Source organism: Pseudomonas frederiksbergensis (assembly GCF_017114915.1).
Classification (GTDB): Bacteria; Pseudomonadota; Gammaproteobacteria; order Pseudomonadales; family Pseudomonadaceae; genus Aquipseudomonas; species Aquipseudomonas frederiksbergensis_I.
This window is the reverse complement of the sequence record NZ_JAAUOE010000004.1, coordinates 13,705-25,992: the sequence shown is the minus strand read 5'-3', so window position 1 is coordinate 25,992 and position 12,288 is coordinate 13,705. Positions and strand designations below refer to the sequence as shown.

At 60.1% G+C, this 12,288-nt stretch carries 10 protein-coding genes; 1 reads left to right on the top strand and 9 read right to left on the bottom strand.

What is annotated here, in order from left to right:
- Window positions 1-35: 35 nt before the first annotated feature.
- The 3 genes from HCU66_RS04360 to HCU66_RS04350 form a co-directional block, all read right to left on the bottom strand.
- On the bottom strand, window positions 36-1,142 hold the full coding sequence (locus HCU66_RS04360; protein WP_205887325.1) for an NADH:flavin oxidoreductase/NADH oxidase: 1,107 nt from the start codon (window positions 1,140-1,142) through the stop codon (window positions 36-38).
- A gap of 343 nt (window positions 1,143-1,485) precedes the next feature.
- The gene (gene recJ / locus HCU66_RS04355; RefSeq protein ID WP_205887324.1) at window positions 1,486-3,195 is read right to left on the bottom strand and encodes a single-stranded-DNA-specific exonuclease RecJ; all 1,710 of its coding nucleotides are present in this window, start codon (window positions 3,193-3,195) and stop codon (window positions 1,486-1,488) included.
- A 66-nt stretch (window positions 3,196-3,261) separates the two neighbouring features.
- Window positions 3,262-3,804, bottom strand: a complete 543-nt coding sequence (locus HCU66_RS04350) for a YaeQ family protein (protein ID WP_205887323.1) — start codon at window positions 3,802-3,804, stop codon at window positions 3,262-3,264.
- Between the two features lie 147 nt (window positions 3,805-3,951).
- Between HCU66_RS04350 and HCU66_RS04345 the strand changes: the two genes are divergently transcribed.
- Window positions 3,952-5,151 carry a CaiB/BaiF CoA transferase family protein gene (locus HCU66_RS04345; RefSeq protein WP_205887322.1) on the top strand — a complete coding sequence of 400 codons (1,200 nt, stop codon included), beginning with the start codon at window positions 3,952-3,954 and terminating at the stop codon, window positions 5,149-5,151.
- A gap of 188 nt (window positions 5,152-5,339) precedes the next feature.
- Here the strand turns inward: HCU66_RS04345 and HCU66_RS04340 are convergent, their stop codons facing one another.
- The 6 genes from HCU66_RS04340 to xerD form a co-directional block, all read right to left on the bottom strand.
- On the bottom strand, window positions 5,340-5,627 hold the full coding sequence (locus HCU66_RS04340) for a DUF3509 domain-containing protein (protein WP_205887321.1): 288 nt from the start codon (window positions 5,625-5,627) through the stop codon (window positions 5,340-5,342).
- A gap of 162 nt (window positions 5,628-5,789) precedes the next feature.
- Window positions 5,790-7,145, bottom strand: a complete 1,356-nt coding sequence (locus HCU66_RS04335) for a transporter substrate-binding domain-containing protein (RefSeq protein WP_205887320.1) — start codon at window positions 7,143-7,145, stop codon at window positions 5,790-5,792.
- A gap of 133 nt (window positions 7,146-7,278) precedes the next feature.
- Window positions 7,279-8,688, bottom strand: coding sequence for a threonine synthase (gene thrC, locus HCU66_RS04330; protein ID WP_205887319.1), 1,410 nt, complete (start codon window positions 8,686-8,688; stop codon window positions 7,279-7,281).
- Window positions 8,689-8,792: 104 nt separating this feature from the next.
- Window positions 8,793-10,097: a homoserine dehydrogenase gene (locus HCU66_RS04325; RefSeq protein ID WP_007934019.1), complete on the bottom strand. Its 1,305-nt coding sequence runs from the start codon at window positions 10,095-10,097 to the stop codon at window positions 8,793-8,795.
- 134 nt (window positions 10,098-10,231) lie between these two features.
- Entirely contained in the window at window positions 10,232-10,963 is a 732-nt protein-coding gene (locus HCU66_RS04320) for a DsbC family protein (protein ID WP_205887318.1), read from the bottom strand.
- A 337-nt stretch (window positions 10,964-11,300) separates the two neighbouring features.
- Window positions 11,301-12,197 carry a site-specific tyrosine recombinase XerD gene (gene xerD / locus HCU66_RS04315; protein WP_007934017.1) on the bottom strand — a complete coding sequence of 299 codons (897 nt, stop codon included), beginning with the start codon at window positions 12,195-12,197 and terminating at the stop codon, window positions 11,301-11,303.
- Window positions 12,198-12,288: the final 91 nt, after the last annotated feature.

The following is a 12,288-nucleotide window of genomic DNA, read 5'->3' as shown; positions in this document are numbered from 1 at the left end:
AACCAGACCGGGGCTTTTGGGTTTTACAGCGGCCTTCAGTCGCGCAAATCCGACTCATGAATCGGTTGGTCACGATGGGTAGCCCGCTGGTATTGCGCCGGCCAGATCGCCTTGTGCCCGCCCAGGTCGTCATCGGCATGCAGCGGCCAGTACGGATCACGCAACAACTCCCGGGCGAGGAAGATGATGTCAGCCTGACAGGTACGCAGAATGTGCTCGGCCTGGGCCGGCTCGGTGATCATGCCTACAGTGCCAGTGGCAATGCCTGACTCCTTGCGTACCCGTTCGGCGAAACGGGTCTGGTAACCGGGCCCGGTAGGAATCTCGGCGTTTACCGCCGTACCGCCCGACGAGACGTCGATCAGGTCCACCCCCAGGTCTTTCAGGCGTCTCGCCAGTTCCACGGTTTCATCGGGGTTCCAGCCGTCCTCCACCCAGTCGGTGGCCGATACCCGCACAAACACCGGTAACTCTTCAGGCCATGCGGCCCGCACCGCTTCGGTGACTTGCAGCACCAGCCGAATGCGATTCTCGAACGAACCGCCGTACTGATCGCGTCGCTGATTGCTCAGAGGCGAAAGAAATTGATGCAGCAGGTAACCGTGGGCAGCATGCACTTCGACCACTTTGAAACCGGCGGTCAGCGCCCGTTTGGCCGAATCGACGAAGGCCTGAATGATGTCAGCGATCTCGCCCTCATCGAGCTGCTTGGGTGGTGTGTGCTGGGGGTCGAAAGCGATCGGCGAAGGGCCGACCGGGATCCAGCCGCCGTCTTCCGGCTTGACGCTACCATGCTTGCCCAGCCACGGCCGATGCGTGCTGGCCTTGCGCCCGGCGTGGGCCAACTGGATGCCGGCCACGGCGCCCTGAGCAGCGATGAAGCGGGTAATACGTTGCAAGGATTCGATCTGTTGATCATTCCACAGGCCGAGGTCCTGGGCAGTGATGCGCCCGTCGGCGGTGACCGCCGTGGCTTCGGTAAACACCAGACCCGCGCCACCGATAGCACGGCTGCCAAGGTGGACCAGATGCCAGTCATTGGCCAGCCCATCGACGCTGGAATACTGGCACATCGGTGACACCGCAATGCGGTTGAGCAGGGTCAGTTGACGAAGGGTATAGGGTTCAAGCAGCAGACTCATGGGGCACCTCTCGAATCAGTGGGCAGGCTCCAGGGTTCTGTTTGAATAGTCGACGAGTGACAGGAAAAAGGTACAGCACCCGCCCCCGCGGGCAAAAAATTCGACAAGACGTCACAAGGATAATCAAGCAGTGCTTAGAGCCTAGTCGACATCGGGGGATCAGGGAGGGTTCAAGAAATGAAACACCCAAATTTGAGCCAAACCAAAACCTGTGGCGAGGGGGCTTGCCCCCGTTGGGCTGCGAAGCGGCCCTGAAACCTGCAATCAGACTCCTTCAGACAAACCACGCCGGATGCTCTACGACTGCTGCGCAGCCGAACGGGGGCAAGCCCCCTCGCCACAGTTATCGCGGTTCGATGTGGGCAATCATCAACTGCACCGTCTCGTTCCCACGAAACTCATTGAGGTCGAGTTTGTAAGCCAACTCAACCCACTTGATGGTCGGATTCGGCCAGATATCACGGTCGATACCAAAGGCGATGCCATCCAGCTTCACCGAGCCGCATTCGCTTTTCAGCACCACTTTGAGGTGCCGTTCGCCGACCACACGTTGCTCGACCAACTGGAACACCCCGTGAAACAGCGGCTCCGGGAAGTGTTGGCCCCAAGGCCCGGCGTGGCGCAGGGCGCGGGCCAGTTCCAGGTGAAACTCCTCGACCGCCAAAGTGCCATCCGACAGCAGACGCCCGGTCAGGTCTTCTTCGCGCATCTGCCGGCGCACTTCGGCGTCGAAGGCTTCGGCGAACAACGGAAAATTCGCTTCCGGCAGCGTCAGGCCGGCCGCCATGGCGTGGCCGCCGTATTTGCTGATCAGGTTCGGATGCTGCGCCGCGACCACGCTCAAGGCATCGCGAATATGAAAGCCCTGAACCGAACGCCCCGAGCCTTTGAGCAGGCCATCGCCGGCATCGGCAAAGGCAATGGTCGGACGGAAATAGCGCTCTTTCATACGCGACGCGAGGATACCGATGACGCCCTGGTGCCACTCGGGATCGAACAGGCACAGGCCGAACGGCATCGATTCCACCGGCAGATCCTTGAGCTGGGCCAGCGCCTCACGCTGCATACCCTGCTCGATGGATTTGCGGTCCTGATTCATGCCATCCAGTTGCGCGGCCATTTCACGGGCAGCGCCCGCGTCTTCGGTGAGCAGGCATTCGATGCCCAGGCTCATGTCGTCCAGACGCCCCGCCGCGTTCAGGCGCGGGCCAAGGATGAAACCCAGGTCCGTGGAGGTGATGCGCGAAGGGTCACGCTTGGCCACTTCAAGGATCGCCTTGAGCCCTGGCCGAGCGCGCCCGGCGCGAATCCGCTCCAGGCCCTGATGCACCAGAATCCGGTTGTTGGCGTCCAGCGGCACCACGTCGGCGACGCTGCCCAGTGCCACCAGATCCAGCAGTTCGCCAATGTTCGGCTGCGGCTTGCTCTCGTACCAGCCCAGGCTGCGCAAGCGCGCACGCAGGGCCATCAGCACATAGAAGATCACCCCGACACCGGCCAGGGCCTTGCTCGGGAATGCGCAACCCGGCTGGTTCGGATTGACGATGGCATCGGCCAACGGCAGCTCATCGCCAGGCAAGTGGTGATCAGTGACCAGCACCTTGAGCCCGGCCTTTTTCGCCGCGGCCACGCCTTCGACGCTGGAGATGCCGTTGTCCACGGTGATCAGCAGTTGCGGCTCACGGGTCAGCGCCACTTCGACGATTTCCGGGGTCAGGCCGTAGCCGTACTCGAACCGGTTCGGCACCAGATAGTCGACATGCGCCGCGCCCAGCAGGCGCAGCCCCAGCATGCCCACCGTACTGGCCGTCGCACCGTCGGCGTCGAAGTCGCCGACGATCAGAATCCGCTGACGCTGCTCCAGCGCCGTTACCAGCAAATCCACCGCCGCCTCGATGCCTTTGAGCTGCTGAAACGGAATCAGCCGCGCCAGGCTCTTGTCCAGTTCAGCCTCGGACTGCACGCCCCGGGCCGCGTAGAGGCGGGTCAACAGCGGTGGAATATCACCGAGAAATGGCAGGGTGTCGGGCAACAGGCGAGGTTCGATGCGCATGGGGTGACAGGTGCTTCTCTTGAATACGTAGGATAAAACCGTGTGACACGCTTCAGCGGCGAATAATCAGCCGCGTTCGCCGGCCAGCCATTGCAACTGGACTTCGTGCTGACCACGGTCGTCGGTGACGAAAATCGTTCCTTCGCTGATCATCACGTCCCACTTGATAACGCGCGGCATGTCCTTGGCCAGGGTTTCCAGCACGTCCTGAGGCACGGCGGCGATGTTGACGTTTTTCAGGGTTTTGATCGCCGGGATCACTTTGCCTTCCCAGACCCGCAGGCTGCCGTAGGCCAGCAGGCTGGTGCGTTCGGTGCGGCGCGAGCACCAGGTCAGGCGATCGGCGTCTGGCTGACCGACTTCGATCCAGTGCAGGACACGGTCGTCCAGGCTCTTTTCCCACAGCGCCGGCTCATCCACGTCTGACAGACCGCGGCCAAAGGACAGCTGTTCGTTGTACCAGAAGGCGTAGGCCAGCAGCCGCACAGTCATGCGCTCTTCGGTTTCCGAAGGGTGACGGGCGATGGTCTGCTTCACGTTCTCGTAAACGCTGCGGTCGAGGTCGGTGAGGTTCAGTTCAAACTTGTAGGTCGTGGACGGCTGGGCCATGAACGGGCTTCTTGATACGGGGAAAGGCGGCAAGTCTAACCGATGCAAGCGGCAATCAACGAATTGAAGGCGATCAACTTTGAGCGATGGATGCCGGCCTATGCTAAAACTCTGCATTCGCTCAACCTTTGTCCTACAGGATTTCGCATGCCGCTCTCCAACAAACCGCTCTCGGGTCTGAAAGTCATCGAATTGGGTACGTTGATTGCCGGGCCGTTTGCCTCGCGTATTTGCGGCGAATTCGGCGCCGAAGTGATCAAGATCGAATCCCCGGATGGCGGCGATCCGTTGCGCAAATGGCGCAAGCTGTACGAAGGCACCTCGCTGTGGTGGTTCGTTCAGGCGCGCAACAAGAAATCCCTGACCCTGAACCTGAAACACCCCGATGGCCTGGCGATTCTGAAACAGCTGCTCAGTGAAGCAGATATCCTGATCGAGAATTTTCGCCCCGGCGTGCTGGAAAAGCTCGGCCTGGGCTGGGAAGTCTTGCACGCATTGAACCCGAAACTGGTGATGGTGCGGCTCTCGGGCTTCGGCCAGACCGGTCCCATGAAAGATCAGCCAGGCTTTGGCGCGGTCGGTGAATCCATGGGCGGCCTGCGCTACATCACCGGGTTCGAGGACCGGCCGCCGGTGCGTACCGGGATTTCCATCGGCGACTCGATTGCCGCGCTCTGGGGCGTGATCGGTGCACTGATGGCCTTGCGTCATCGCGAAGTCAACGGTGGCTTGGGCCAAGTGGTCGATGTGGCGCTGTACGAAGCGATCTTCGCCATGATGGAAAGCATGGTCCCGGAGTTCGACGTGTTCGGCTTCATCCGCGAACGCACCGGCAACATCATGCCGGGCATCACGCCCTCCTCCATTCACACCAGCGCTGACGGCAAACACGTGCAGATCGGCGCCAACGGCGATGCGATCTTCAAGCGCTTCATGCTGATCATCGGCCGCGAGGACCTGGCCAACGACCCGTTGCTGGCCAGCAACGACGGGCGCGACAGCCGTCGCGACGAGATTTACGGGGTGATCGATCGCTGGGTCAACTCACTGCCGCTGGACGCGGTGATCGAGCAACTGAACCAGGCTGACGTTCCCGCCAGCCGGATTTTCAGCGCCGAAGACATGTTCAGCGATCCGCAGTACCTGGCCCGGGAAATGTTCCTGCAAGCCAAGCTGCCCGATGGCAAGGACTTCAAGATGCCCGGCATCGTGCCGAAGCTCTCTGAGACACCCGGCACCTCCGAATGGGTCGGGCCGCAACTGGGGGAACACAATGCGCAGGTCCTTCACGATCTGGGCTACGACCCGGCACAGATCGCACGGCTGCGTGAGGATGGGGCCATCTAAAGCTGCGGACCCTGTGACAAATCCCAGGCAAAAAGAAACCCCGAGAAGTGGGGAGACAACTCGGGGTTAAACGTGGCCTGTATGACAGACCAGTAGCAGCAAGTTACAAGCACCGGAGCACAATGCTTGATCCTGCTGTTACAAGGTCTGACTGACCCTGGCGCAGGAAGGTTCCCACAAAAAACATTTCAATTTCGGCTGGCCAGGAGCTTGTCCTGGGCAGCATTGCGCAACGCCGCAATGACACAGGGTTCAAGACGTCCTTCAGCGATCAGCACGTCGCGGTGCAGCCCGTCGACAACGTCCGTCAGCAGACGTTTATCGGTTAACTGGGCCTGATTGAATAGCCGTTCGACCACAATAGCGCCGGTCATACTCTTGAGCGTCACAAGGCATTCGCCACGGGTACCCGATGGGGTCAACGTGACCTGATACGGGCTCAGAGCCTCACCGAGCAATAGACTGATACTTTCCATCTCGATCACCACTCAATAGTCCGCAAACAAAGTGCCTGGGGCGTGTCCACAGTCAATGACCCCAGGCCCGAGAAGAAAGCTCCGGATTCCAACGGCAGGCGCACCGGCGCCTCTGGTAGATAGAGCATGCACGGTAAAGATGACAGCAAAAAAACAGCTGTTTCACGCCTGCCTTGTATGCTTGGCGATATCGGACCATCCGCCCAGCAGTCCTCGCAATTGACCGTCCGCGCTGTAAAACGGCACTGTCCACTGGTAAATATCCCTGACGCCGTCCTTGAACATCAATTGACGCTCGCTGAAGCGGGTCTTGCGGGTACCGAGCTGAGCCATGAACTCGGCGTGCAGCTGCTCGGCGGTTTCTTTGGGCAGGACATCAAGCTCGATCAGTTGGCGCCCCTGAATCTGGTCGAAACGGATCGAAAAGCGCTCCTCATAACTTTTGTTGCACATGATCAAACGCCCTTCCAGATCACGCACGAACATCGGATCGGGCATGGCATCTATCAATGCGTGCTGCAGGGCGAGCTGGTCATTGAGGTCTTTCTCGGCGTCCCGACGCTGCTCGATCAGTGCCGCAAGCCGGCGGCTCCAAAGCAGTGAAAGCACGCCGAACAGGCTCATGATGAACAGGCTCCAGCAGCCCCACCGGGTTATCCGCTGCCAGGCCGAGGGCGCGTGTACTGGCGCAATTCCACTGAGCCACTTCAGTCGTATGGCGCGTAACTCGGCGGGTGGAAATGCTTCGAGTGCCTTGTTGAGGATGCTCAATAACTGCGGCTGCCCTTTGCGGACCGCCAAATGATCCGCCTCCCATTTGCCCTCTACCGCACGCCCGACCTTGAGCCGGCCCGAGGGATAGAGCTGCGCACCGATTTCGTTTTCAATCGTGGCGTAGGCCTCGCCACTTTCCACTAGCGCACGGGCTTCAGCGTAGGTTTTGACCGAACGCAGCTCGATCGCCGGGTAGTCACGACGAATGACGCCTTCCAGAGCATGCCGGGCCGGCAATACCAGGACTCTTTTTGAAAGCTGCTCCAGGGACTGTAGCGCCGGGGTGCCGGCCAGCCCCACGAATACCCAGCCTGCCCCGCCGAACGCATGGCTGAAATCCAGAAACACCTTGCGCTCGTCATTGATTGCCAGCGTGGTGCTCATGTCCGCCGCGCCACTTTCCAGTCGCTCCAGCAGTTGATCGGTGGAAAACGACTCTTCATGGACGAACCGCAGCCCGGTCATGGCGCTGATTCGGTCGAGCACATCGTTGTTCAAACCGCTCCAGTGACCGTGCTCATCCTTGAACAGGTACAGCGGGTATTGCGCCGACGCGATGATCACCGTCGGATGTTCGGCAATCCACTGCAGCTCCTGTGCGTCCAGCTCAATGCGAGCGACGGCGACTGATTCCCTGGCATCATGTGTCGTCAGGTGTGCGGCCTTGACCCATTGCCCAAAACCCAGGGCGCCCAGCAAAAACATCCAGCACACGGCTGGTTTGAACCCTCTGAAAAACAGCATTGCCACTTCCTTGGTGATCGTCTCGCCCGTCCTTCATGGGCGGCTCTTCATTTACGAAACCCGACAAGTGTGGCATGCAGAAATGAGAAAGCCCGTCAGGAGACGGGCTTCAAAATGTGACAGCTTTTGCCGGTTACAACGGCTTGCCGCGGTTGCCATGCTGACTGACAAAGGCCTGCACGGCTTTCAGATCATTCGGCAATACGGCGCAACGCTCATCTCGCTCAAACAAATCAGAAAGATGTGCAGGTAGTTCGAGCGCTTTTCCTACACCGGCTTTTTCCACTGCGTCCGGGAATTTGACCGGATGGGCCGTGCCCAGGATCACCATCGGGATATCCAGGCTGCGACGGCATTCACGCGCAGCCTTCACACCGATAGCGGTGTGCGGGTCCAGCAGCTCGCCGGTTTGCTCGAAGACTTCGGCAATGGTTTCGCAGGTTTGGGCGTCGTCCACGGCCAACGAATCGAACAGCTTGCGTGCTTCGGTCCAGCGTTCCTGTTCGACGCTGAAACCGCCGCCCTGTTTGAAGGTATCCATCAAACCGGCAATCGCCGCGCCGTTGCGACCGTGCAGGTCGAACAGCAGGCGTTCGAAGTTCGACGACACCATGATGTCCATGGATGGCGACAACGTGGCGTGCAGGGTTTCCTTGACGTACTGATTGCCGCTCATGAAGCGGTGCAGGATGTCGTTGCGGTTGGTGGCGACGATCAACTGGTTGATCGGCAGGCCCATGTTGCGCGCCAGGTAACCGGCGAAGATATCGCCGAAGTTGCCGGTCGGCACCGAGAACGACACCGAACGCGCCGGGCCGCCCAACTGCAGGGCTGCGTGGAAGTAGTAAACGATCTGGGCCATGATCCGCGCCCAGTTGATCGAGTTCACCGCTACCAGGCGCGTGCCCTTGAGGAAGCTCTGGTCGGCGAAGCTGGCCTTGACCATTTCCTGGCAGTCATCGAAGTTGCCTTCGATGGCGATGTTATGGATGTTCTCGCCGAAGATGGTGGTCATCTGGCGACGCTGCACTTCGGACACACGGTTGTGCGGGTGCAGGATGAAGATGTCGACGTTTTCGCAGTGTTTGCAGCCTTCGATGGCAGCCGAACCGGTGTCGCCGGACGTGGCGCCAACGATCACCACGCGCTCGCCGCGCTTTTCCAGCACGTAGTCGAGCAGACGACCCAGCAGTTGCAGGGCGAAGTCCTTGAACGCCAGGGTCGGGCCGTGGAACAGCTCCAGCACCCATTCATTGCCGTTCAGCTGACGCAACGGTGCCACGGCGTTGTGGGAAAACACGCCATAGGTTTCTTCAAGAATTTTTTTGAAATCGGCATCGGGGATGCTGCCGCTGACGAACGGGCGCATCACCCGGAAGGCCAGCTCGTGATACGGCAGGCCGGCCCAGGAAGCGATTTCTTCCTGGGTGAAACGTGGCAGGTTTTCCGGGACGTACAGACCGCCGTCGGTGGCCAGACCGGCCAGCAGGACGTCTTCGAAATTCAGGGCCGGTGCCTGGCCGCGGGTACTGATATAGCGCATAAGAGCAAACCTTCGGTTTTGGCTTCAAGCCGCAAGCTAAAAGCTACAAGTGAACAGCGCTTTGCTCTCACTTGCAGCTTGAAGCTTGCAGCTTGCAGCTGCTGTTAATTCAGGTGTTCGACACGGATCCGCACAACCGGACCGACCACGCCCGCCAAGGCTTCCAGGGCAGCGATCGCATCGTTGATGTGCTGTTCCAGCACACGATGGGTCAGCAGGATCATCGGCACCAGGCCGTCGTGTTCCTCGACTTCCTTCTGCATGATCGACTCGATGTTGATGCCGCGCTCCGACAGGATGCTCGCCACCTGGGCCAACACGCCCGGATGGTCCTTGGCCTGAATGCGCAGGTAGTAAGCGCTTTCGCAGGCTTCGATCGGCAGGATCGGGTGGGCCGACAGCGAATCCGGCTGGAAGGCCAGGTGCGGCACACGGTTTTCCGGGTCGGAGGTCATGGCGCGAACCACGTCCACCAGGTCGGCGATGACCGACGAAGCGGTCGGCTCCATGCCGGCGCCAGCGCCGTAAAACAGGGTCGAACCGGCAGCGTCACCGTTGACCATCACCGCGTTCATCACGCCGTTGACGTTGGCAATCAGGCGATCAGCCGGGATCAGCGTCGGGTGCACACGCAGTTCGATACCGGCCGCGGTGCTGCGCGCCACGCCCAGGTGCTTGATGCGATAGCCCAACGCTTCGGCGTAATTCACGTCAGCGGTGGTCAGCTTGGTGATGCCTTCGGTGTAAGCCTTGTCGAATTGCAGCGGGATGCCGAACGCGATGGACGCCAGGATCGTCAGCTTGTGGGCTGCGTCGATGCCTTCGACGTCAAAAGTCGGGTCGGCTTCGGCGTAACCCAGGGCTTGCGCCTCGGCGAGGACGTCTTCGAAGGTCCGGCCCTTTTCACGCATTTCGGTAAGGATGAAGTTACCGGTGCCGTTGATGATGCCGGCCACCCAGTTGATACGGTTGGCGGACAGGCCTTCACGGATCGCCTTGATCACCGGAATGCCGCCGGCCACGGCCGCTTCGAACGCAACGATCACACCCTTCTCGCGAGCCTTGGCGAAAATTTCATTACCGTGAACGGCAATCAGTGCCTTGTTCGCGGTGACCACATGCTTGCCATTCTCGATGGCCTTGAGTACCAGCTCGCGGGCAACGGTATAGCCGCCCATCAGCTCTATGACGATGTCGATCTCAGGGTTCGTGGCCACTTCGAAGACATCGTTGGTAATCGCAATACCGGTCGTCTGGAACTGAGGCTTTGGCGTGCGAATGGCAATTTGTGCCACTTCGATTCCACGCCCGGCACGACGAGCAATTTCCTCGGCGTTGCGCTGAAGTACGTTGAAGGTACCGCCACCGACGGTCCCTAACCCACAGATGCCTACTTTGACCGGTTTCACTGTGAACTCCCCATAAAACGGCCGACTCAAGGCCGGCCGTGAAAACAGCCGCAGGTTCGCGGCTCTCTATTGATGACCCGGCAAATGCTGCCGCCGGACCATGATCGTCAAAGGCAGGCCGTGACGATGCGAATTTATTTCGCGCCCAACGCCAGTTTGGCGACTTGTGGCGCAGGCTGATAGCCCGGAATGACCTGACCGTCAGCCAAAACGATGGCCGGTGTACCGTTCACGCCAATCGACTGACCGAGGGCAAACTGCTTGGAAACCGGGTTATCGCACTTGGCGGCCTTGATTTCCTTGCCATCGACCATTTTGTCCATGGCGGCTTTCTTGTCCTTCGAGCACCAGACGGCTTGCAGTTGCTCGTCACCCGGCGAGCCGAGGCCCTGGCGCGGGAACGCAACATAACGCACTTCGATGCCGCGCTTGTTCAGCTCAGGCACTTCGGCGTGCAGCTTGTGGCAATACGGACATGTGGTGTCGGTGAACACGGTGATGTGCGACTTGGTTTCGCCGATGGCCGGGTAGACCACGGTTTCAGCCACTGGAATGCCATTGATCAGCTTGGCAATGCCCAAGCGTTCGGTCTTCTCGGTCAGGTTGACCGGTTTACCATCCTTGAGCTGGAACAGGTAGCCCTGAACGACGTATTGGCCGTCGGCACTGGCGTAAAGCACGCGGCTGCCCTTGAGTTTGACTTCGTACAGACCTGGCAGCGGGCTGGCCGTGATGGTTTCGACCGGCACGTCGAGCTGGAGGTTTTCCAGGCTTTTACGAATGGCTTTGTCGGCCGCGTCATCGGCGACGGCAAAGGTGCTGACCAACGCAATGGCTGCGGCGGCGAAAATCTGGGTCAGACGCATGAGAACTCCTGAAGGCGGACAAATGGGACGATCAGAACGCCCGTGCCGAAACACCGGGTCATAACCGCCCATCGTGCAAACCGGCAAAGCCTACCACATAAGGCCCCCGTGGCCGACTCTGGCTGACGCAAGACCGTTTATACGACTCGGTTATCCCTGTAGCAGCTGCCGATGGCTGCCTCCGGCCGTAGCAGCTGTCGAGCTTGCGAGGCTGCGTTCGGCTGCGCAGCAGTCGTGAATCCAGGCCACGCGGTGCTTCAGTCAGACCTTGCAAGCAGGTTTTACGACTGCTTCGCAGCCGAACGCAGGCTTCGCCAGCTGCTACAAAACACTGCACTCATCCCCGTGGGTGATGCTTGGCATGCAGGTCCTGCAAGCGTGCGCGGGCGACGTGAGTATAGATCTGGGTGGTCGACAGATCGCTGTGGCCAAGCAACATTTGCACCACCCGCAGGTCGGCGCCGTGGTTGAGCAAGTGCGTGGCGAAGGCATGGCGCAGGGTATGCGGCGACAGTGACTTGCCGATCCCGGCGACCTTGGCCTGGTGCTTGATGCGATGCCAGAAAGTCTGACGGGTCATCTGCTCACCGCGCTGGCTAGGGAACAGCACATCGCTGGGACGCCCGCCCAGCAACTCGCCACGGGCATCGCGCATGTAGCGTTCCACCCAGACAATCGCCTCCTCGCCCATCGGCACCAGCCGCTCCTTGCTGCCCTTGCCCATCACCCGCAGCACGCCCTGTCGCAGATTGACCTGCTCCAGTGTCAGGCTGATCAGCTCCGTCACCCGCAAGCCACACGCATAAAGCACCTCAAGCATGGCGCGATCACGCTGCCCGATGGCCTCGCTCAGGTCCGGCGCGGCCAGCAAGGCTTCCACATCGGCTTCCGACAAGGATTTAGGCAGCGGTCTGCCCAGTTGTGGCATATCGACGCGCAGGGTCGGGTCGACGGCGATCAGCTTTTCCCGCAGCAAATAGCGATAGAAACCACGCACACCGGAGAGAAATCGCGCCGTAGAACGGGGTTTGTAGTTTTGCTCCAGACGCCAGGCCAAGTGATCGAGAATCAACTCGCGCCCGGCGTTGATCAGCTCCAGGCCCTTCTCCTGCAACCAGCCGTTGAACAAGGCCAGGTCGCTGCGATAGGCATCGCGGGTGTTATCGGAAAGGCCTTTCTCCAGCCACAGGGCGTCGAGGAACTGGTCTATCAGAGGATGATCGATGGCAGGCATGGGGGCTCAGGGCTGGCAGATGAAAGGCAGCGAAAAAACAAGAGTCTTTCATAGCTCGTTGATGGTGAACATAAAATTCAGGCACAAAAAA

Excerpts from the sequence above, each read along its gene's own strand:
- HCU66_RS04360 (WP_205887325.1), bottom strand. The coding sequence starts at position 1,142 with ATGAGTCTGCTGCTTGAACCCTATACCCTTCGTCAACTGACCCTGCTC.
- recJ (WP_205887324.1), bottom strand. The coding sequence starts at position 3,195 with ATGCGCATCGAACCTCGCCTGTTGCCCGACACCCTGCCATTTCTCGGT.
- HCU66_RS04350 (WP_205887323.1), bottom strand. The coding sequence starts at position 3,804 with ATGGCCCAGCCGTCCACGACCTACAAGTTTGAACTGAACCTCACCGAC.
- HCU66_RS04345 (WP_205887322.1), top strand. The coding sequence starts at position 3,952 with ATGCCGCTCTCCAACAAACCGCTCTCGGGTCTGAAAGTCATCGAATTG.
- HCU66_RS04340 (WP_205887321.1), bottom strand. The coding sequence starts at position 5,627 with ATGGAAAGTATCAGTCTATTGCTCGGTGAGGCTCTGAGCCCGTATCAG.
- HCU66_RS04335 (WP_205887320.1), bottom strand. The coding sequence starts at position 7,145 with ATGCTGTTTTTCAGAGGGTTCAAACCAGCCGTGTGCTGGATGTTTTTG.
- thrC (WP_205887319.1), bottom strand. The coding sequence starts at position 8,688 with ATGCGCTATATCAGTACCCGCGGCCAGGCACCGGCCCTGAATTTCGAA.
- HCU66_RS04320 (WP_205887318.1), bottom strand. The coding sequence starts at position 10,963 with ATGCGTCTGACCCAGATTTTCGCCGCCGCAGCCATTGCGTTGGTCAGC.
- xerD (WP_007934017.1), bottom strand. The coding sequence starts at position 12,197 with ATGCCTGCCATCGATCATCCTCTGATAGACCAGTTCCTCGACGCCCTG.